Origin of the sequence: Polaribacter marinivivus (genome assembly GCF_042651285.1) — a bacterium.
Taxonomy (GTDB): domain Bacteria; phylum Bacteroidota; class Bacteroidia; order Flavobacteriales; family Flavobacteriaceae; genus Polaribacter; species Polaribacter marinivivus.
In genome coordinates, this window is sequence record NZ_JBHSCY010000001.1 from 563,238 (window position 1) to 585,203 (window position 21,966).

Sequence of the window (21,966 nt, forward strand, 5' to 3'; positions counted from 1 at the left end):
ATCTGTATTTGATTTCTAAATTACAAAAACTTACCTTTATAAAAGTTTAATTATAATATAAATTTTAATGTCTGAAACATTATCAATTATGGGTATTCAAGCAGATTTAGCTTGGGAAAATCCAATAGAAAACATTCAAAATTTTGAAACAAAAATTAATGAATTTGATAAAGCTGTAGACATTATTGTTTTACCAGAAATGTTTACCTCTGGCTTTACTATGCAGCCTAATCATGTAGCAGAATCTATGAATGGTACTACAGTTTTATGGATGCAAAAAATAGCCAAAGAAAAACAATTAGCAATAACAGGTAGTTTAGTAATTAAAGAAAATGGCAACTATTATAATCGATTACTTTTTGTACATCCTTCAGGTAAAATTGATTATTATGATAAAAGACATTCTTTTACTTTAGCTGGTGAACATAAAGCATATACTTCTGGAAATAAAAAAACGATTATTGATTATAAAGGTTGGAAAATTTGCCCATTAATTTGTTATGATTTGCGTTTTCCTGTTTGGGCTAGAAATACAGAAAATTATGATCTTTTAATTTACATGGCAAATTGGCCAATAACTAGAATTAAAGCCTGGGAAACACTTCTAAAAGCAAGAGCCATAGAAAATATGTGTTACACTATTGGAGTTAACAGAATAGGCATGGATGCCAATGATTACAAATATTCTGGAAACTCAATTATTGTTGACTTTTTAGGAGAAGAAGTTTCTAATTTACAGCCAAATAAATATGGGTTTATTTACTTTACATTAAACAAAAAAGAACAAAATAACGTTCGTAATAAACTTGGTTTTTTAAATGATAGAGATACTTTTAAAATAGATTATTAATAAACTAGCTTGGTTGAATCATCCATTTAAATTGAAAACTAGAATCTGGTACTTTTATTCTTTCTGTAATTCTATACATTCTGTCTGGCAAATTCATTAAGAAATCTCTTGCTTTTTCTGCTTCAGGTGTAAGATTTGTTATTTTATCTATTTCCCACATTGTATTTAATTTCTTAAGAATATTTACATAATCGAAACCAGTGTAAACCCCTATTCTTTGAGCTACTGTAGAAAAATCATCAAATAAACTTCCTTTAGCACCAAAAGATTCTCTTAAATGCATTGCTGGCATAACAATTTTATGTTTCATCATATGCTGAAAAGCCAACATCATTTGACTAGGATCTATTTTAAAAATTTCTTTTACAAAATGAGCATAAGCTTGGTGATGTCTCATTTCATCTCCTGCAATAATTTTAGACATTTTAGCTAATGCTTTATGACCTTTTTTTCGAGCAATTTTGGCTACATTATTATGAGAAATGTAAGTAGCTAATTCTTGAAAAGTAGTGTAAACAAAGTTTTTATAAGGGTCTGTAGAAGTACCAATATCAAAACCATCTGCGATTAAGTGTTGCGTAGATATTTCTACTTCACGCATATTAACCCTTCCAGATAAATATAGGTATTTGTTTAAGACATCTCCATGTCTATTTTCTTCGGCTGTCCAAGTTCTTACCCACTTTGCCCAACTATTGTCTGGGTCTTGAGACACACCATCTAAATCTAACAACCAAGATTCATAGGTTGGCAATGCTTCTTCAGTAATAGTATCTCCAACTAAAACTACCCAGAAATCATCATCTAATTCTTTTGAAATTTCTCTTATTTCTTCTACTTCTGTAATAAATGAATCCTTTTGAGAGTTAGGCAAAAAATCTGTTGGTTGCCAAATTTTTTCAGCTGGAATTAAATATTTTTCCATAAAACTATCCATACTTTTCTCTAAAGTCAGCATTACTTCTTTTCTTATATTGTGTATAGACATTTTTATTCTTTTATATGTTTTATAATTACTTGTTCTGTTTTATTTATAACATCTTCAACCTTTTTTCCTTCTAGTGAAATAGGTTCATGAGTTTCTATAGTGATAGGAAAAAATACCCCTAAAGGATATTTACCATACCTGAATAATTTCCAAGAGTTGTTAATTGTTAAAGGCACAACTATAGCTTCTGGATTGTAATGAAAAATAGTTTTTAACCCTCCATGTGAAAAGGGTTTAGGTTTTCCATTTCTACTCCTTGTTCCTTCAGGAAAAATAACTGCAGACCAACTTTTTTCATTAATATTTTTAGAAAATTTTACTAATTCTCTAATTGATTGGCCTCTATCTTTTCTATCAATTAAAGCTGCCCCTCCATGTCGTAAATTAAAAGATATACTTGGTATGCCTTTTCCTAATTCTTTTTTGGAAACAAACTTTGGAGTGTATTTTCTAAAAAACCAAATTATTGGAGGAATATCAAACATTCCTTGATGATTAGATACAAAAATGATGGTTTTATTTTTTGGAATATTATGTTTATTAATCAATTTAACTGTGACTCCTAAAAAAAGTAGTCCTTTCACCAAAAACCAACACATAACATCTACTACTTTTTGGTGTCCATTTTGACTAAATAATTTTAACCCTAACCATTGTAAGGGATGAAAAATTAAAAGTAATAGAAAGAAAACCAATCCGAAAATTGGCGATAATATGTAACTAAAAAACTTCATTAATTAAACCAGTTTGTCCAAGGAATTCTAGACAAAATAAGTAGTAATGCTAAACCGTAAAAAATAGCAAATGTTTTAAATTTTGCTGTACTTGTTGTTTTTTTCTTATGTTTAGACCATCCAATAGTAATTAATGTAATTGCTATAATCATCATTACTGGGTGTTCTAAAGCTAATAATCTTATCTCCTTGGTTTTCATAACTTCACTTGTATTAGAAGTTAGTTGATTAAAATATGGTGACATAAAATACCAAGCTAAACCAATTAGTAACTGAATATGAGAAACAATTAAGGTAATTAATCCTAAACGTAAATCTGTACTTTTAAATTCTTTCTTTTTAAAAATACCAACAAAAGCATTTACAACAGCTATTACAAGAATAATTAAAACTATATATGCCCAATAAGAATGTATTTCTTTCATTTTTAAAATATTTTTAGAATGTAAAGTTACAATATAGATATAAAAAAACCACCTTAAAAAAGGTGGTTTTTAATATTTAAATTAATTTCTTTCTTAGAAATTATATCTTACACTAGCATTCCAAGTTCTTCCTAAACCAAAGAAACCTCTGTTAGAAACATCAATTCCTCTATAAGTAGTAGAACCAGCATTTGCAAAGTTTGCAGTAGATAATTCAGAAATATATCTTCTATCTAAAACGTTGTTTACATTTACTCTGAAATCTAAAGATTTAGATTTATCTGAAGTTAAGTTTAATCTATAAGATACACCTGAATCTAAGATACCATATTCTGGTAACTGAAGATTGTTCTTTCTTGCAGATACTCTAGCATATAATTGATCGTAAAATCTAAAGTCAGCATCAAAGCTTAAACCTTCCATAATTCTATAATCTACACCTAAACCAGCAGTGAACTGTGCAGCATCACCTACTTTACCTCCATCTACATCTACAACTGTAGGAGCTTGAATAACATTTCTGTCTTCATCTAATACATCTTGTATTAATTCTCCTGCATATGTCCAGTCACCTATAGAAGTAAATCCTTTTAATCTTAAGTCGTTAGTAATATCGTAGATGAAATCAAATTCTACACCCATATGATATTGAGCTTGACCAAATGTTCTAGTAATTGTAACAACACCAGTATTTGGATCTACATCTGTTGCTCCATCAACTCTATCTTTCCAAGTTGTGCTATATAAGTTAACATTAGCACTAAACTTATCTGATCTATAGTTATATCCTAACTCAATTCCTGTAATTTTTTCATTTTGAGAAATTGGGTTAATCGCATTTGTAAAGTTGTTAAAGATATTGTCATGATAAGGTTGACGAGAATAGAAACCTGTGTTAAAGTAAATGTTACTAGATTCAGATACTTTTAAACCTAAACCAGCTTTTACGTTATAACCAAAGTTGCTTACTTTTTCTGAATCTTCGAATTGAGCTTGATAGTCATATCTATCAAATCTTTGGTGCCATTGGTTAGAAACAGAACCTTGGAAAAATGCAGAAACTACATCATCTGAATACTCTAATTGAGTAAATAAACCTCCGTAAGAAATTCTCTCACTGTTGTCATAATCTATTCTTTGTGCTTCATCCATAGTGTTGAATGTTGCAGCCCATGGGTTAGCATTTCCACTTTCTGTAGCAGTAACAGAAACTACAGGACCAACTCTATTATGAGTATTGTCTCTTAAGCTTCTATCTTCTGTCCAAGAAGTTAATCCATGGAAATTCTCTACTTGTCTAAAGTGAGTTCCATAGTAAGTTCTTAAATCAGCACCAATATTCCAAGTAATATTATCTGTTAATTTAGTTTCTAAGTTAGATACAGCACCATACCAGCTATGTAAGTTCATAGAAGCTCTTGTAATGTATGCACTGTTACCAAAGTTTCCATCACCACCAGTTGCAGCGTTGTTTGCGTAGATTGCATCATAGTCAATTAAACCTTCAGCAGTTCTAACTCTTCTACCTCTGTTACCAGTTCCACCACCTCTACCAAAAGAAGCATATAATACTGTAGATAAGCTAGTAGCATCAGATATAGTATAATCCCAGTTTAAGTTTAATACTGGTTTATGATAGAAGTTTCTTCTTTCTGTCATATACTCTCCTTGATAAAAACCAAAGTTATTGTTGTATTTGAAACCATTTTGTAAATAGCTAGAAATACTTTTTGTAAAGTTTTGATCATGCCATTGTGGAGCACCTGTAATCAAAAAGTTGAAATTATGAGTTTCGTTAGGCTTGTATCCAAAAGAAACGAAGTAAGTTTGACCTTGACCTCTAGTTCCATTGTTATAACCATTTCCTTGCCAGTGAGATAACATTACACTTGTACCCCATCCGTTTTCATTAACTCCAGTGTTATAAGATAACGTAGTTTTTAAATAACTATCGTTTGCTGTACCAGCATAGAAATAACCACCTTGTTTTTTATCTGTAGTTTTAGTTACAAAGTTCATTGTACCACCAACAGAAGAAATTGCTAATTTAGAAGCACCTAAACCTCTCTGAATTTGTACTGCACTTGCAATATCATTTACTCCAGACCAGTTAGACCAGTACATTCTTCCATCTTCCATACCATTAATTGGCTGACCATTTAATAAGAAAGCTGTGTTAGTTTGATCGAAACCACGAACAGAAATTCTAGAATCTCCAAAACCACCTGCTTGTCCAGCAACATAAATAGAAGGAGTGTTAACTAATGTCATAGTAACATCTTGAGTACCTACTTTCTTCTGAATCTCAGCAGCTTTAATTGTAGATACTGCAACAGGAGTCTTTCTACCACCAGATAAATCGATTACCCCTTTACCAATAATAACTACCTCTTCTAAAGAGTTTTCATCTTCTAATAATTTAATAGTTCCTAAGTTAGTTTTAGAACTATTGTAAGAAATTTCTTTAGTTCTAAATCCTAAATAAGAAATTACAAGAACACCAGAATTCTTTGAAGTTGTAATAGAAAAATTACCGTCAAAATCAGTTTCTGTACCGTTTTTAGTACCTTTTTCTAAAATACTAGCTCCAGGTAATGGTTGATTTGCGTTATCAACAATAATACCTGTAATTTTAGTTTGACCTAATACAGTAGCAGCTACAAAAAATAAAGCTACAAAAAGGAAATTTTTAAAATTTTTCATTGTTTAATTTTAAGTTAATTAATGTTTTGCAAAATTCTTGCTTTTACATCGTTGGTTTGTTAAGTTAATGTTAAGTTTTAACAAGAATTTAAGACCCTTAAAATTACAAAAAAGAGATTTACTTATTAATTATCAAATACTTACATATAAACATAGTTGTTAACAAAAAAAAGATTTTTTGTTAAAGTATTTAGAATAACATAATAAAAGAGAAAAACTACTGTTGTTTAAGCAATTTTTTAGCTAATTCTTTCCCAAGTTCTACACCAAATTGATCATAGCTATAAATATTCCATAAAATTCCTTGAGTAAAGATTTTATGTTCGTATAGTGCTATTAATTTCCCTAAAGATTGTGGTGTTAATTTATCAAAAAGAATAGCGTTACTTGGTCTATTACCTTCAAAAACTTTAAATGGTAATAATTGATTGATTTTATCTTCGTCTCCAGAAAACTTTAACTCTAAATGAACTTCTTCTTTTGTTTTACCAAAAGCTAAAGCATCCATTTGTGCATTATAGTTTGCCATTAACTTTTTATGATGATCTGTTAAACCATATAAAGACTCTTTATATCCAATAAAATCTGATGGAATTAACTTTGTTCCTTGATGTACTAATTGCATAAAAGCATGTTGCATATTAGTGCCTGTGCTTCCCCAAACAATAGTACCAGTTTCATAATCTATTTTATCTCCATTTCTATCTACTCCTTTACCATTACTTTCCATAATAGCTTGTTGTAAATAAGAAGGTAATTTAGATAAATACTGTGAGTATGGTAAAACCGCTTCTGTTTCTGCCTTATAAAAATTATTATACCAAACACTTATTAAAGCTAAAATAACTGGAATGTTTTTATCAAAATCTTCATTTCTAAAATGAATATCCATTTTTTCTGCACCATCTAGTAAAGCTCTATAATTATCAAAACCAACAGATAAGCTAATAGATAAACCTACAGCAGACCAAAGAGAAAAACGACCTCCTACCCAATTCCACATTGGAAAAACATTACTTTTATCTATACCAAAACTATCTACTGCTTCTAAATTTGTAGACACAGCAACAAAGTGTTTTGGAATATCGAAAATAGTTGCAGACTTTAAAAACCAATTTTTAATAGTTTCTGCATTTGTAATGGTTTCTTGTGTTGTAAATGTTTTAGATACTATAACAAATAATGTTGTTTCTGGATTTAAATTTTTGATGATTTCTGAAACATGATCACCATCAATATTTGAAACAAAATGAGTATTTAAATGATTTTTGTAAAATTTAAGAGATTCTACAACCATGTCTGGCCCTAGATCAGAACCTCCAATACCAATATTTACAACATCAGTAATTGATTTTCCTGTATAGCCTTTCCATTTACCAGATATCACTTTATTACTAAAGCTTCTTATCTTTCTTAATGTAGTTTGAATTTTAGGCTTAATATCTTTTCCATCAATGAACACAGGTTCTTCAGAAGTACTTCTTAAAGCTGTATGTAAAACTGCTCTACCTTCTGTAGCATTAATAATTTCTCCAGAAAACTGTGCTTCTACTGCTTGTTTTAAACCAACTTCTTTTGCTAAATCTACTAATAAACTTAATGTTTCTTTAGTAATTCTATTTTTAGAAAAATCTACATTTAAATCATTAAGTTGAACAGAAAAAGCTTCTTTTCTATTAGCTTCTTTAAATAAGTTTTTTATGTTAATGTCTTTATTATCTTTAAAATGGTCAGATAATTTTTTCCAAGCTTCTGTTTTTGTTGGATTGATATTGGGTAAAGCCATGTTATTTTTTTGCTATTGTTTCAGAAATTACTTCTGGTTCTTCAACTGGTATTCTATTATAATCTAATTGATATTTTAAAGGTCTGATATATTTTAAAAATTCTGGTTTTACAGACTTTTTCATAGGTTTTGCTTCTGGTAACTTAAGTTTTGGATTTAATGGGTCTACTTGTCTACCATTTTTCCAAAAACGATAACATACATGTGGTCCACCTGTATTACCAGTCATGCCTACATACCCAATTACATCACCTTGTTTTACATATTCGCCTCTTTTTACAGCTTGTCTACTCATATGAAGATACTGTGTAGAATAGGTATTGTTATGTTTAATTTTAACGTATTTTCCATTACCTCCTCTTCTAGTAGATTCTACAACTGTACCACTTGCAGTTGCTATAATTGGAGTTCCTATTTTAGCAGCAAAATCTGTACCTTTATGAGGCCTAACTCTATTACCATAATAAGCAATTCTTCTTCGTAAATTATATCTTGATGAAATTCTATATTGAAATTTTATAGGCGCCTTTAAAAAGAAGCTTCTTAACATATTTCCTTTTTCATCATAATATTCAGGTATATTAAGTGTTGAGTCTGCTACAAAACGAAATGCATATAAATCTTTTCCTTTATGTTTAAATACAGCCGACTTTACTTTTCCATAACCAGCAAAAGTAGAATCATCTATAAATTTTTCTTCATAAAGAATTTTAAAAGAATCGCCTTTTTGTAATCTATAAAAATCTAAAGTCCATGCATAAATGTCTGCAATTGTATAGGTTAAATTTGGTCTTATACCAAGACTATCCATAGTTTGAGAAAAACTTGAATACACAACACCCTCAACTTCTTTTTGAACAACCTCTATAGGTTTTTTATAATTTTTAGCAACTACAACAGAATCTTTAAAATCTAAAATTGTTGCATTAATTTTATCGTGCTTATAAATAAAAACTTGTGCTTTTTCTGTAGAATCTTTGCTTGCTAAAATAGTGTAAGGTTTACCAGCTCTTACTCTTCTAACATCAAATATTTCTTTAGCTGATGAAGCAATTTCATTAATTTTTGGATAAAAAACATGATGCCTATCTAGTATAGTCCCAAAACTTTCACCACTTTTAATAGTGTCTTGGATTACTTTATAATCATCTATTTTATAACCAAATCTAATTTCTGGTTCTGGTTCTTTAATAATGATTTGTTCTGGTTCTTTACCATCTTTTTTACAAGAGACAACCAAAATAGTAACAAAAAATAATAGGATTAATTTCTTCAAAAAACTCAACACTTTTAAGACAGTTTCAAAAGTACAAATAAAGAATTAATTTTTATAAAACCTAAGACAGATAAGTTAAATTTTATTTGTTCATAAAGGAATTTACTAAACCTTTATAAGCTTCTAAATCTGCTCTTAAAGAACCTACTGCTAATGAAGCTTTCATACGAATTGGAATTTTATTAGCATCATCTGTAATCCAAATAGTAACGCTTTCTTCTTCTTTAAAAACTCTACCAGATTGAACAAGAGGTCTAAACATTAACGTATTTACTTTACCAAACCTAGTTCTTAACTCTTCTTTTCCTAAAAAACGCAATCTAAAAGGATAGGTTTGTGCGTCTATAAACATGTCTAATTTTATTTCATCTCCTACTTTAAATTTTGAAACATCTTTATTTCTTAAATAATAAAAAGAAGACAACATATCTTGAATATTTTTAATTGAGACAATTGTATCTTTTTGTTCAACAAAATCTTGAATATATGCAGTGTTGGAAGTATAATTGAAGGCAGTTATTCTATGTTTTTTATAACCACCTTCATTAATTTTTCTCTTAAATAAGTATGGTTTTAAGGTTTCTTTGTCAAAATAAGATTCGTAAACATCATCAACTTCAAAAAACCATTTAATCATTCCAGAAGTCCATCCAGTACCTTTTGTATGATACACTTTTTTTCCTCTAAATTCCTCTTCTTTAACTTCTAAAATTGCAGAACCTGCTCTTAAAAAACCACTGTAACTCATTTTATATCTCAAAAACTCACCATCTTTAAATGCAGAGCTTTTTTGAGCAAATAAAGGGATACAAAATAAAGTTGATATAATAACTAGAGCAAACTTTTTCATAATTAATCAAACATATAAAAAAGGAATGACAATTACTGTTCCAAAAGATAGAAAAATGTTTCTCTTAGACTTAGAGTTGGTCTTTTTAACGTTTTATTAATTTTAAAAAGTTCCCCAATTTTCTAATTCTTCTTTACTCCATAAATATGGATAGAAAATTCTTCGTTGATACTTTGGATGCATATACTTTCGCCAATTACTACCACCAGTAGCTTTAAGTTCAGAATCATCTCCTCCAATATATTTAGCTGCAGCATTATAATGAGCCATAACCCATTTTACATTTACAGTATAATCGTAATGACGCATTGCTTTTATTAAATCTTGATTTTCTTGAACTTCTTTAGGCAATTGTTTGAACTTTTTAGACAGGTTTATATCATTATAGTCTTCCATAAAATCAATAAAATCTCCCATATATTTCTTTTCAAAAAGATTTAATAATGTAGATTTTTGACCTGTGGTATAATTTTTACCTGCTGCTTGCCAGTACAAATGATTGTATGCGTTTTTAAAAGATGAATTACGATCTATAGTATCTCTGTATCTAGCATCAATTAAATTAATTAACTCTGTAGAAGCAAATTCAATTTTTCTATATTGTGCTGATTGAAAGCCACTTGCAGGAGTCAACGTATTTCTAAACTTAAGATATTGATCTTTTTCCATACCATCAGCCATTACATTAAAAGAACTACAAAGCATATCAAAATACCTGCTTATTCTGTTTAAATGCATAGAAAATTTATCTGCAGCTATTTTTGTTGTCTTTGCTACTTGGTCTATTTCCCACAAAATCATTTTAAACAACAATTCATTAACTTGATGATACATAATAAAAACCATTTCATCTGGCTGTGTTGTTCTTGGGTTCTGCAAACCAAGTAAGGCATCTGTTTGAATATAATCCCAATAGGTAATTGGTGTACTCCATAATAAACCCTCTAACATAGAATCTACAGGAACACCAAGCTTTTCGTATTTTTCTTCTATGGCTTTTAAAATTTCTTCTCTATTCATTTTTGGTTGAAAATAAAAAAGCAAGATACTTAAATCTTGCTTTTTGCTTTTATAATGTTCCTCTTTTTTGTTGTTCTCTTTCTATGGATTCGAACAACGCTTTAAAATTACCTGCTCCAAAACCTTTGGCTCCCATTCTTTGAATGATTTCAAAAAACAAGGTAGGTCTATCTTCTACTGGTTTTGTAAAAATTTGTAATAGATAACCTTCTTCATCTGCATCTATCATAATACCTAAAGCTTTAAGTTTTTCGATATCTTCACGCAATTCGTGACTAAATTCTTCTAAACGTCCAGGAACTGCTCTATAATATTCTTCTGGTGGTGTTGATAAAAACTCAACGCCATTTGAACGTAATTGAGAAACTGTTTTTATAATATCGTCAGTAGCCACAGCAATATGTTGTACTCCTGCACCTTCATAAAAATCTAAATATTCCTCTATTTGAGATCGTTTTTTACCTTCTGCTGGTTCATTGATAGGAAATTTGATTCGCCCATTTCCATTAGACATCACTTTACTCATTAATGCAGAGTATTCTGTATGAATTTGCTTATCATCAAAAGATAAAAAGTTTTCAAATCCCATAACATCTTCATACCATTTTACCCAAACATCCATTTGGTTCCAGCCTACATTACCAACCATATGATCTATATATTTTAAACCTGCTGTTGGTGGATTATAATCTGATTCCCATTTTACAAAACCTGGTAAAAATGCACCATTATAATTTTTACGTTCCACAAACATATGTACAGTTTCTCCATACGTGTAAATTCCTGCTCTTACAACTTCGCCAAACTCATCTTTTTCAACAGTAGGCTCCATATAAGATTTTGCGCCTCTAGAAGTAGTTTCTTTATAAGCTTGTCTAGCATCTTCTACCCAAAGTGCTATTATTTTAACACCATCTCCATGTTTTACAATATGATCATTTATTGGAGATTTACTACTCAAAGGCGTAGTTAGCATTAACTTGATTTTGTCTTGAGTTAGCACGTAACTTACAGAGTCTTTAGAGCCAGTTTCTAATCCACGATAAGCATGAGATTGAAAACCAAAAGCTGTTTTATAAAAGTGTGCAGCTTGTTTTGCATTTCCTACATAAAATTCTACATAATCTGTACCTAATAATGGAAGGAAATCTTGTGCTCCTTCAAATATTTTTTCTAAACCGTAGTTTACTGATTTTATTTCTTTTTTACTCATTTCTTTGTTTTTGATTGATTATTCTAACCAAGATTTATAATAATCTTCGTCAGCAATTTTCATAGCTTCTTCTGTAACCTGTAAAGGCTTAAACGTATCTACCATAACAGCTAATTCTTCAGTTACAGTTTCTCCAATACTTCTTTCTGTAGCTCCTGGATGTGGACCATGAGGTATACCTGCAGGATGCAGAGAAATATGACCAGCTTCAATATCGTTTCTGCTCATAAAATCTCCATCAACATAATATAATACCTCATCTGAATCTATGTTACTATGATTGTATGGAGCAGGAATTGAGTTTGGATGATAATCGTACAAACGAGGTACAAAACTACAAATTACAAAAGCTGATGTTTCAAAAGTTTGATGCACTGGAGGTGGCTGATGAATTCTACCTGTTATAGGTTCAAAATCATGAATTGAAAATGCATATGGAAAATTATATCCATCATAACCTACCACATCAAAAGGATGTGAAGCATATATCATTTCTATAATTTCTCCTTGCTTTTTGACTTTAATTAAAAAATCACCTAATTCATCATAAGTTTCTAATTCTTCTGGTCTTCTTAAATCACGCTCACAAAAAGGTGAATGTTCTAATAATTGACCAAACCAATTTCTATAACGTTTTGGGGTATAGACTGGATGATAAGATTCTACAATAAACAATCTATTGTTGTCATCATCAAAATCTAATTTATAGATGATTCCACGTGGAATTACTAAATAATCTCCATATTTAAAATCGATATTACCCAACATTGTACGTAATTTTCCTGTTCCTTTATGAATGAAAATTACCTCATCTGCATCTGTGTTTTTATAAAAATAATCTTTTGTAGATTCTTTAGGAGCAGCAAGAATAATATTACAATCTGAGTTTGTAAGTACTACTTTTCTACTTTCTAAATAATCATTTTCTGGCTTTACTTGAAAACCTCTTAAACGATAAGATTGGATATTATTAGCTTTCGCAATTTTTGGTTTTACTGAATATTGTTTTCTTATTTCTTTAACCATAGTTGGTCTATGCTCATGATAGCTGTTGGTTGACATACCATCAAAACCAATAGTACCAAAGAGTTGTTCATAATAAAGACTCCCATCTTTTTTACGAAACTGTGTATGTCTTTTAGGTGGAATTTTCCCTAATTTATGATAAAAAGGCATCTTGTTAATGTATTAATGAGTTAATAAAATAATGTAGGTATTTTTTATTTAATATTAATAGCTACATTTTTACATTTGAAAATTGATACATTAATCCATTATTCTGGATTACGTTTGATTAAGTATTTTAAATAAGTAAGTAATTCTAAATACATTTCAATCGTTTTCGTTGTTATCACAAAGATACAAAAAGTCCCTCAGAAAGCCTTACTAAGATATTGACATAAAAAAAGCCGAAACAATTTTGTTTCGGCTTCTAAGTTTTTTAATTAATGTTACTCTGTAGGTAATCTTTCATCAATCATTTTTAATGGCATATCTCCCATTAAATCAAACACATCTAAAATACTTCTAACAGTATCTTCTTCTTCTACTTGCTCATTTACAAACCATTGTAAAAATACTTCAGAAGCATAATCATTTGCAGTTCTTGCTTTACTAAAACATTTGTAGATAGATTGCGTAACTCCAATTTCTTGGTCTAAAGACTTTTCGTAAATTTCTCTTAAACTTTCGAAATCATTATTTACTTCTGGTACTGCAGGAGATATTGCTGCTCCTCCAGCATCATTTATAAAATTAAATATCTTCATTCCATGAGCTCTTTCCTCTTCAGCTTGCTTGTAGAAAAAAGCTTTACTATTTAACAATTCTCTTTGATCACACCAAGAAGCCATTGCTAAATAAGAGGCAGATGCGTGCATTTCTAACGCAACTTGTTCGTTTAAAGCATCCATTACTTCTGGATGAATTGTCATTTGTCTTCTTATTGCTGTCTTCATAATTATAGGTTTTAATTATACAAAAATACACTAAATACAGTTTATATCTATTCTGATTTAGAAATTTAAAGCTAATCTAAATAAAAGGAGATAGTTATAGTTAGATAACTAATAATGATAGAAACATAGAGATAACTCTTCTTTTAAATCTAATAATTTAGGAATTTCTAAAAACACCAAATGTTTTCTGTCTGCAATAAACAAAAGGACAAAATTTTCATTTTGAATGATGTTCTCTAAATTTTCTGGTAAAGTAATCTCATTAATTTTATTGCGTAAGTGCAATAATTGAGGAAATGTAAGCTTCATTTTCTTATCATCTATCGTTAGTTGATAGTGACAAAAAGTTACATGCTGTAATTGTATATTAAATTGTATGTCTGTAAATACATTCACAGTACAAAAATAACTATTTATTTAGAATAAATAAAAATAAAATTATGAGAAAGTTGAAAATCTACTCAATCTTTTTAATGACTGCTTTTGGTGCTTCTTTTTTAGTGCCATCAAAACCTTCTACACCACCAACAGTTGTGTATTTCATTACGTACTTTTTATCTGGAAAAATACGTTTATACGCACTTTGACACATTAAAGTCGCTTCATGAAAACCACATAGAATCAATTTTAATTTTCCTGGATAAGTGTTTACATCTCCAATTGCATAAATGCCTGGAACATTGGTTTGATAATCTAAAGCATTATTCACTTTAATAGCGTTCTTCTCTATTTCTAATCCCCAATTTGCAATTGGACCAAGTTTTGGAGATAACCCAAAAAGAGGTATAAAATGGTCGGTTTCTATAGTAAAAGGATCAGAACCATTTTGTACAACAGCAACTCCTTCAACTTTATCTTTACCAACAATTCCTTTAACTTCTGCAGGAGTTATTAATTTAATTTTACCAGCGTCTTTTAATTCTTGCACTTTATCTACAGAATCTAAAGCACCTCTGAATTCGTTTCTTCTATGAATTAAAGTAACTTCTGATGCAACATCAGTTAAGAAAATAGACCAGTCTAAAGCAGAGTCTCCTCCACCAGCAATAACTACCCTTTTGTTCCTATAAATTTCTGGATCTTTAATGATATACTCAACTCCTTTTTCTTCAAATTCTGATATATTAGAAATAGGTGGTTTTCTGGGTTCGAAACTTCCTAAACCGCCAGCAATTGCAACAACTTTTGCATGATGCTTGGTACCTTTATTTGTTGTTACTATAAATGTACCATCTTCTTGTTTATCAATAGTATCTGCTCTTTCTCCAAGTGTAAATCCTGGTTCAAATTGCTTAATTTGTTCCATCAATTTATCAGTTAAATCACCTGCCAAAATCTCTGGATAAGCAGGAATATCATAAATAGGTTTCTTTGGATAAATCTCTGAACATTGACCTCCTGCTTGAGGCAAAGCATCAATTAAATGACATCTTAGTTTTAATAAACCTGCTTCAAAAACAGTAAATAATCCTGTTGGTCCTGCACCAATAATAAGTATATCTGTTGTAATCATTCTAACAAAAAATGTAACGCAAAATTAATTTGTTGAAGTTTTTTAAAAACTGATTTTTATCAGTTTAAGCTACGTTAATAACCTCCTCTATTTGTGGAGCATATTTTTTAATTGTAGCTTCTACACCGTTTTTTAAAGTCATTTGATTTACTGAACAACCTGTACAAGCACCTTCTAATTGTACTTTTACAATGGTATCTTCTATAGATAAAAGTTTAATATTTCCTCCATCACTCATTAAAAAAGGACGAATTTCATCTAATGCTTTTTCTACATTACTGTGTATTTCTTGTGATGTCATAATTTATTTTTTTACTGCACTACAACCACTCATTGTTGTTATTCTTACAACCTCTGTTGGTGGTAAATTTGCATTTCTTTTTAATAATTCTGATACCATTTCTTTAGTAATCTCATTAAAAGATTTTTCTAAAACAGTACCTTCTTGTAAAGCAACTGGGTGACCTACATCACCAGCTTCACGAATACTTTGTACTAATGGTATTTCTCCTAAAAATTTAGTATTAATATCTTCTGCCAAATTTTTAGCTCCATCTTTTCCAAAGATATAATATTTATTGTTTGGTAATTCTTCTGGTGTAAAATATGCCATATTTTCTACAATACCTAAAACTGGTACTTTAATAGAATCTTGCTGAAACATAGCTACACCTTTTTTAGCATCTGCTAAAGCAATATTTTGCGGAGTAGAAACCACTACTGCTCCATTTATTGGTAAAGCTTGTACAATAGACAAATGCACATCACCTGTTCCTGGAGGTAAATCAATTAAAAGAAAATCTAACTCTCCCCAAGCACCATCAAATATTAATTGCTTTAATGCTTTAGAAGCCATAGGTCCTCTCCAAATTACTGCTTGATCTGGATTTGTAAAAAATCCTAAAGACAATAATTTTACCCCATAATTCTCTATTGGCTTCATTTTTGATCGTCCATCAACATTTACAGAAAGTGGTCTTGCTTTTTCAACATCGAACATAATATGCTGAGAAGGTCCATACACATCTGCATCTAAAACACCTACACTAAAACCCATTTTAGCTAATGAAATAGCAACATTAGAAGTTATTGTAGATTTACCTACACCACCTTTACCAGAAGCTACTGCTATAATGTTTTTTATATTTGGAATTTCTTTTCCGCGAATTAAATTAGGGTCTTCTTTAGGTGCAGCTTTTTCAACTTTTACATTCACTTTTACATCAATCTTTTGATGCACTTTATCGTGAATAGCTTTCATTATTTCTACTTCAACTTTCTTTTTTGCTTGTAAAGACGGATTAGAAATTACTACATCTACAATTACTTCGTCTCCAAAAACAACAATGTTCTTAACATTATTATTTTCAACTAAACTTTTGCCTTCTCCAGGAGCTGTAATTGTTTCTAAAGCTTTATTTATATCTTGTTTTGTAAAACTCATTTTATAAAAGATTATTTTTATTTAATCTAGATTGCAAAGATACAGCTTACAGCTTATAAAATAAAGCTAATAAATTGTGAAAACTTATAGATAGATAAGTGTAGTTTATTTTAATTCTTCTGAAGGATTCCAAAATACTTCGTCTAAATTTTGAATTTGATTATCGATAACAACAATCCCTTCGTTTTCTAACAATTGTTGCATTAAGTTAGTACCATCAAAATGATGTTTGCCTGTTAACAAACCCTTTCTATTAACAACTCTATGTGCAGGAACTTCAATTTCTTGATTGTGAGAATTATTCATAGCCCAACCTACCATTCTTGCAGATCTTGCAGCTCCTAAATATTTTGCTATTGCACCATAATTAGTAACTCTACCAAAAGGAATTTTGCGAGCCACAACATACACTTTTTCGAAAAAGTTTTCAGATTTTTTCATGAAGTGAATATAGAAATATTTTGAGAATCATTAATAAACTCTAGTTTGAGTATCTAATAATTTAATCTGAATTTGATGTAAGTAATTGCTTTATCTACAGCTAAATACTGATTCTCGTAAAAAGTTTGAATTTCTGTAACTTCTTTTGGTGCTCCAGAGTTATGATAGACATTATGATTAGCATACAAAACCTCATGACCTTCACCATGTAATAAACCTAAAGTATAGCCATGCATAAATTCTGAATCTGTTTTTAAATTGATAATACCACCTTCTTTTAAGACATTAAAATATCTTTTTAAAAACGTAGTATTTGTCATTCTATGCTTTGTGCGTTGATATTTTATTTGAGGATCAGGAAAAGTTATCCAAATTTCAGAAATTTCATTTGCTGCAAAAATGTAATCTACCAACTCTATTTGTGTTCTTACAAAAGCAACATTTGGTAGATTTTCTTCTATAGCTGTTTTAGCTCCTCTCCAAAAGCGAGCTCCTTTTATATCTATACCAATATAATTTTTATCAGAATTTTGTCTTGCTAATGCAACTGTATATTCACCTTTTCCACAGCCTAGCTCAACAATAAGTGGATTATTATTACCAAAAAAAGAATGCCATTTACCTTTATGAGAAAAGTTATTTAAAACTTCATCTCTTGTAGGCTGAATGACATTTTTAAACGTTTCGTTTTCTTGAAAACGTTTTAATTTATTTTTACTTCCCAAAATGTATGGAAATTAAGCTCTATCTTCTGTTCCTTCGTCTAAGAAACGCTTAGATTCTTTCATCCAATAAGCGAAAAGAACTATTAAAACAACTAAGAAAAGCCAGTTAATTATATTTGAAGTCCACCAACCAAACTCTGCAGTTGCTAATTGCAATCTTAACCATTGAAAAGGTAGAAATAAAATATCTGTGAATAAACTACCAATCCATCTAAAAATATTGCTTGCTATCATAACTTAATTATATTTACACTGCAAAAATAACAAAAGAAATAATGTTAGCCAATTTTTTAAACAAATCTAAACCTATCATTTTTATTGGAATCTTAATTCTTTTTTTTTGTGTACTTACTGTAACTTTAATATTTGGTTCATTTACTGCTAAAACCTTTAGTTCTATTATATTAGAAAGTATTGTCTTTCTCTTTTTTTTCTTGTTTATCTTTTTTCTATTCAACTTTATTACCAAGAAAAACGGAATAACTTTCGATAATTCTTATGCTTTTTTCATTTTCATAATTTTATCAATAAGCATATTACCATACTTACTAGATATAAACATGTTGTTTTTAACTAGTATTTATTTATTAATTGTTAGAAAAATTTATAGTCTTAGGTCTAATAAATCAATTTTAGAGAAAATTTATGATGCTAGTTTTTGGCTAGGCATTTTTTTTATTTTTAAACCAATTTCATTGATTTTTATATTACTGATTTATGCTTCAATTTATTTACATAAAAAACTAACAATAAATACTCTTGTAATACCAATAATTGGTTTTGCAACACCTTTAATTATCTATTTTTCATATTTATTTTGGTTTAATCAAACTCAAGTTTTTTTTGACTTATTTCAGTTTAAAATAAATTTATCTCTTAATAACTTAATTGAACCAAACCTTATCTTTTTTGCTTTAATTATTGCTTTATTAACTTTTATTTTTATGATTTATAAATCTAGAACCACGCTATCAATTAATAACACTTTTAAAAGAAGTTGGATTTTAATAATATTAAACCTATTTGTAGCTTTTTTGTTTGTGTTGTTATTGAACCAAAAAACCACTGGTGATTTAATTTACTTATTTTTTCCTGTAGCTATAATTATTGCAAATGGAGTTGAGCTAATTGAGAAAAAGATTATAAAAGACAGTATCTTATACATTCTTTTTATAGGATGTTTTTTAGCGAGATTTGTTTTATAATTTTTCTCCAAAAGCTAAATCTCCTGCATCTCCTAAACCAGGAACTATATACCCTTTATCATTTAAATTATCGTCTATAGTTGCAATCCATAAATGAGTATTTTTAGGAAAATGCTTTTCAATAAATGCTATCCCTTCTTTAGAACCAATTACAGAAACAATATGTAATTCTTTAGGAATACCATTCTTTTTAATTGCCTCATAAACTGCCACCAAAGATTGACCTGTTGCCAACATTGGATCTGCTATAAATAATGTTTTACCTTCAATTTTTGGTGAAGCAAAATACTCTACAACTATCTCAAAATCATTAGAGTTTTTTGTGTGTTTTCTAAAAGCAGAAATAAAAGCATTTTCTGCATCATCAAAATAATTTAACAACCCTTGATGTAAAGGTAATCCTGCTCTTAAAATTGAACAAAGCACAATATTATTATAAGATAATTGTTGTTTCTTTTTACCTAAAGGTGTCTCTACATAAAAGCTAGTATAAGATAATTTCTTACTTAACTCGTAACCTAAAATCTCACCTATTCTTTCTATATTTCTTCTAAAACGAAGAGAGTCTTTTTGAATATTCTTATCTCTAATTTCAGATATAAATTTATTTAAAATAGAGTTTTCTTCAGATATATGATGAACAATCATTTGTATTTTTATTTTGTATTTCGATGTAAAATACTAAAATTATAAACTTCAAAAACATAGAAGCAGTTTAAATTCATCAACAAAATAAAAAGTTATCTTTGTGGCTCATTTAAAATAGTGATTGTATGATTCAATCTATGACTGGTTATGGAAAAGCTGTGTTGCAATTGTCAACCAAAAAAGTAACCATAGAAATTAAATCTTTAAATAGTAAAAATTTAGATTTAAATGTTAGAATACCTTCTTACTACAAAGAAAAAGAATTAAATGTTCGTAAAAAACTGGCTAAAAAATTAGTAAGAGGTAAAGTCGACTTTTCGATTTTTGTAGAAATGACAGCTGATGAAACCTCTACAACCATAAATAATGGTGTAGTAAAACAATACATGCAACAACTTAGAAATGTTATGCAAAGTGGCACTTCAGAAGATTTAGAGTTATTAAAGATGGCTATAAGCATGCCTGATGCTTTAAAAACAGAACGTGAAGAGTTAGATGAAGAAGAGTGGAATTTAATTGATGAGAAAATTGATGAAGCTTTAACAAAAATTGTACAATATAGAATTGATGAAGCAAATTCTTTAGAAATAGATTTTAAAGAAAGAATTGCTAATATTAAAAAATATTTAGAAGAAGTAAATGCTTTAGATAATGATAGGATAGAAAATGTAAAAGCAAGACTTAAAAAGGCTATTGATGATTTAAAAGTAGAAACTGATGAAAATAGATTTGAACAAGAGTTGATTTATTATCTAGAAAAACTAGATATTAATGAAGAAAAAGTTCGTTTAGCAAATCATTTAGATTACTTTTTACAAACTTTAGCATCTGAAGAATCTAATGGTAAAAAATTAGGTTTTATTATCCAAGAAATGGGTAGAGAAATAAATACTACAGGTTCTAAAGCTAATTTTGCACCCATGCAAAAAGCAGTTATCCAAATGAAAAACGAGTTAGAACAAATTAAAGAACAAATTTTAAACGTACTTTAATATGAGTGAATTTAAAGGAAAGTTATTTGTGTTTTCTGCGCCTTCTGGTTCTGGTAAAACTACAATAGTTCGTCATTTATTAAATCAAGAAAAACTAAACTTAGCATTTTCTATTTCAGCAACTTCTAGAAAACCAAGAGGTAATGAAAAAGATGGAGAAGATTATTATTTTATTTCTTTAGAAGAGTTTAAAAATAATATTAAAGCAGATAAATTCTTAGAGTGGGAAGAAGTATATAGAGATAATTTTTATGGTACTTTAAAAGCAGAGGTAGAAAGAATTTGGGCACAAAAGAAACACGTTATTTTTGATATTGATGTTGTTGGAGGATTAAGAATTAAAAAGAAATTTCCAGAAAAAACATTAGCGGTTTTTGTGAAACCACCAAGTGTAGACGAATTAAAAATAAGATTAAAAAAACGTTCTACAGAAAGTGAAGAGAAAATAAATATGCGTATTGCAAAAGCATCTGTAGAGTTAGCCACTGCACCACAATTTGATAAAATTATTAAAAATTACGATTTAGAAGTTGCTTTAAAAGAGGCAGAAGAATTGGTAAGTAACTTTTTAGAATTAAACTAAAATCTTAAAAGCGTAAAAACTTAATTATGAAAATCGGTTTATATTTTGGCACTTTTAACCCAATACATGTTGGGCATTTAATTATTGCCAATCATATGATTGAATATTCTGATTTAGATGAAATCTGGATGGTTGTTACGCCTCATAATCCTTTTAAAAAGAAAAGCTCACTTTTAGAAAATCACCATCGATTTGAATTGGTTTATAGAGCTACAGAGAGTTATCCAAAAATTAAACCCTCAGATATTGAGTTTAAACTACCACAACCCAACTATACTGTTCATACATTGGCTCATATTTCAGATAAATTTACGAACAAAGAGTTTTGTTTAATTATGGGCGAAGACAATTTAAAAAGTTTTCATAAATGGAAAAATTATGAAACTATTTTAGAGCATCATCACATTTATGTATATCCAAGAATTGCAGAAGGTACTGTAGAACATCAATTTAAAAATCATTCTAAAATTCATAAAGTTGATGCACCAATTGTACAAATTTCATCAACAATGATTCGTAAAGGAATTGAGAATAAAAAAAATGTGAAACCACTTTTAACAAAAGAAGTTTGGCAATACATAGATGAAATGAATTTTTATAAAAAATAGTTTC

General features: G+C 29.1%; 24 protein-coding genes. 5 read left to right on the forward strand and 19 right to left on the reverse strand.

Going from position 1 to position 21,966, the window contains the following annotated elements; translation table 11 throughout:
- Nucleotides 1-67: 67 nt before the first annotated feature.
- Nucleotides 68-850 carry an amidohydrolase gene (locus ACFOWD_RS02630; protein ID WP_377407890.1) on the forward strand — a complete coding sequence of 261 codons (783 nt, stop codon included), beginning with the start codon at nt 68-70 and terminating at the stop codon, nt 848-850.
- A gap of 4 nt (nt 851-854) precedes the next feature.
- On the opposite strand, the gene ACFOWD_RS02635 is transcribed toward ACFOWD_RS02630, so the two are convergent.
- The 18 genes from ACFOWD_RS02635 to ACFOWD_RS02720 all read right to left on the reverse strand — a co-directional run bounded on the left by ACFOWD_RS02635 (nt 855) and on the right by ACFOWD_RS02720 (nt 18,160).
- Nucleotides 855-1,838, reverse strand: coding sequence for an acyl-ACP desaturase (locus tag ACFOWD_RS02635; RefSeq protein ID WP_377407892.1), 984 nt, complete (start codon nt 1,836-1,838; stop codon nt 855-857).
- 2 nt (nt 1,839-1,840) lie between these two features.
- Entirely contained in the window at nt 1,841-2,572 is a 732-nt protein-coding gene (locus ACFOWD_RS02640) for a lysophospholipid acyltransferase family protein (protein WP_377407894.1), read from the reverse strand.
- Nucleotides 2,572-2,997, reverse strand: a complete 426-nt coding sequence (locus ACFOWD_RS02645) for a hypothetical protein (protein WP_377407896.1) — start codon at nt 2,995-2,997, stop codon at nt 2,572-2,574. Before ACFOWD_RS02645 ends, ACFOWD_RS02640 begins: the two co-directional genes overlap by 1 nt.
- A gap of 93 nt (nt 2,998-3,090) precedes the next feature.
- Nucleotides 3,091-5,700: a TonB-dependent receptor gene (locus tag ACFOWD_RS02650; protein WP_377407898.1), complete on the reverse strand. Its 2,610-nt coding sequence runs from the start codon at nt 5,698-5,700 to the stop codon at nt 3,091-3,093.
- A gap of 217 nt (nt 5,701-5,917) precedes the next feature.
- Nucleotides 5,918-7,486, reverse strand: coding sequence for a glucose-6-phosphate isomerase (pgi, locus tag ACFOWD_RS02655; protein ID WP_377407900.1), 1,569 nt, complete (start codon nt 7,484-7,486; stop codon nt 5,918-5,920).
- Nucleotide 7,487: 1 nt separating this feature from the next.
- Nucleotides 7,488-8,762 (reverse strand): M23 family metallopeptidase, encoded by a 1,275-nt coding sequence (locus tag ACFOWD_RS02660; protein WP_377407902.1) that lies wholly within the window; start codon nt 8,760-8,762, stop codon nt 7,488-7,490.
- A gap of 82 nt (nt 8,763-8,844) precedes the next feature.
- Nucleotides 8,845-9,612, reverse strand: coding sequence for a DUF3108 domain-containing protein (locus tag ACFOWD_RS02665; RefSeq protein ID WP_377407903.1), 768 nt, complete (start codon nt 9,610-9,612; stop codon nt 8,845-8,847).
- 102 nt (nt 9,613-9,714) lie between these two features.
- Nucleotides 9,715-10,632 carry a tryptophan 2,3-dioxygenase family protein gene (locus tag ACFOWD_RS02670; RefSeq protein WP_377407905.1) on the reverse strand — a complete coding sequence of 306 codons (918 nt, stop codon included), beginning with the start codon at nt 10,630-10,632 and terminating at the stop codon, nt 9,715-9,717.
- A gap of 49 nt (nt 10,633-10,681) precedes the next feature.
- Complete coding sequence (gene hppD / locus ACFOWD_RS02675) at nt 10,682-11,845, reverse strand: 4-hydroxyphenylpyruvate dioxygenase (RefSeq protein ID WP_377407907.1); 1,164 nt, start codon at nt 11,843-11,845, stop codon at nt 10,682-10,684.
- 18 nt (nt 11,846-11,863) lie between these two features.
- Complete coding sequence (locus ACFOWD_RS02680; protein ID WP_377407909.1) at nt 11,864-13,021, reverse strand: homogentisate 1,2-dioxygenase; 1,158 nt, start codon at nt 13,019-13,021, stop codon at nt 11,864-11,866.
- A 275-nt stretch (nt 13,022-13,296) separates the two neighbouring features.
- The gene (locus ACFOWD_RS02685) at nt 13,297-13,803 is read right to left on the reverse strand and encodes a ferritin (protein WP_377407910.1); all 507 of its coding nucleotides are present in this window, start codon (nt 13,801-13,803) and stop codon (nt 13,297-13,299) included.
- 108 nt (nt 13,804-13,911) lie between these two features.
- Nucleotides 13,912-14,199, reverse strand: a complete 288-nt coding sequence (locus ACFOWD_RS02690) for a hypothetical protein (RefSeq protein WP_377407912.1) — start codon at nt 14,197-14,199, stop codon at nt 13,912-13,914.
- Between the two features lie 61 nt (nt 14,200-14,260).
- Complete coding sequence (locus ACFOWD_RS02695) at nt 14,261-15,316, reverse strand: NAD(P)/FAD-dependent oxidoreductase (RefSeq protein ID WP_377407914.1); 1,056 nt, start codon at nt 15,314-15,316, stop codon at nt 14,261-14,263.
- Nucleotides 15,317-15,380: 64 nt separating this feature from the next.
- Nucleotides 15,381-15,617 carry a NifU family protein gene (locus ACFOWD_RS02700; RefSeq protein WP_298990238.1) on the reverse strand — a complete coding sequence of 79 codons (237 nt, stop codon included), beginning with the start codon at nt 15,615-15,617 and terminating at the stop codon, nt 15,381-15,383.
- A gap of 3 nt (nt 15,618-15,620) precedes the next feature.
- A complete protein-coding gene (locus ACFOWD_RS02705) occupies nt 15,621-16,760 on the reverse strand; it encodes an Mrp/NBP35 family ATP-binding protein (RefSeq protein ID WP_377407916.1) in 1,140 nt (379 codons plus the stop codon).
- 105 nt (nt 16,761-16,865) lie between these two features.
- Nucleotides 16,866-17,201 carry an MGMT family protein gene (locus tag ACFOWD_RS02710; protein WP_377407918.1) on the reverse strand — a complete coding sequence of 112 codons (336 nt, stop codon included), beginning with the start codon at nt 17,199-17,201 and terminating at the stop codon, nt 16,866-16,868.
- 53 nt (nt 17,202-17,254) lie between these two features.
- Nucleotides 17,255-17,926: a tRNA (guanosine(46)-N7)-methyltransferase TrmB gene (gene trmB / locus ACFOWD_RS02715; protein WP_377407919.1), complete on the reverse strand. Its 672-nt coding sequence runs from the start codon at nt 17,924-17,926 to the stop codon at nt 17,255-17,257.
- A gap of 12 nt (nt 17,927-17,938) precedes the next feature.
- Nucleotides 17,939-18,160 carry a DUF6341 family protein gene (locus ACFOWD_RS02720; protein WP_298990247.1) on the reverse strand — a complete coding sequence of 74 codons (222 nt, stop codon included), beginning with the start codon at nt 18,158-18,160 and terminating at the stop codon, nt 17,939-17,941.
- Between the two features lie 461 nt (nt 18,161-18,621).
- On the opposite strand from ACFOWD_RS02720, the gene ACFOWD_RS02725 reads away from it, so the two are divergent.
- Nucleotides 18,622-19,131, forward strand: a complete 510-nt coding sequence (locus tag ACFOWD_RS02725) for a hypothetical protein (protein ID WP_377407921.1) — start codon at nt 18,622-18,624, stop codon at nt 19,129-19,131.
- On the opposite strand, the gene upp is transcribed toward ACFOWD_RS02725, so the two are convergent.
- Nucleotides 19,126-19,779, reverse strand: a complete 654-nt coding sequence (gene upp / locus ACFOWD_RS02730) for a uracil phosphoribosyltransferase (protein WP_298990253.1) — start codon at nt 19,777-19,779, stop codon at nt 19,126-19,128. The genes ACFOWD_RS02725 and upp overlap by 6 nt on opposite strands.
- Nucleotides 19,780-19,904: 125 nt before the next feature.
- On the opposite strand from upp, the gene ACFOWD_RS02735 reads away from it, so the two are divergent.
- The 3 genes from ACFOWD_RS02735 to nadD are packed head-to-tail and all read left to right on the forward strand — an operon-like array spanning nt 19,905 to nt 21,962.
- Nucleotides 19,905-20,771: a YicC/YloC family endoribonuclease gene (locus tag ACFOWD_RS02735; RefSeq protein WP_377407923.1), complete on the forward strand. Its 867-nt coding sequence runs from the start codon at nt 19,905-19,907 to the stop codon at nt 20,769-20,771.
- Nucleotide 20,772: 1 nt separating this feature from the next.
- Nucleotides 20,773-21,354: a guanylate kinase gene (gene gmk / locus ACFOWD_RS02740; RefSeq protein WP_298990256.1), complete on the forward strand. Its 582-nt coding sequence runs from the start codon at nt 20,773-20,775 to the stop codon at nt 21,352-21,354.
- 26 nt (nt 21,355-21,380) lie between these two features.
- A complete protein-coding gene (nadD, locus tag ACFOWD_RS02745) occupies nt 21,381-21,962 on the forward strand; it encodes a nicotinate (nicotinamide) nucleotide adenylyltransferase (RefSeq protein WP_377407925.1) in 582 nt (193 codons plus the stop codon).
- The last annotated feature ends 4 nt before the right edge of the window (nt 21,963-21,966 follow it).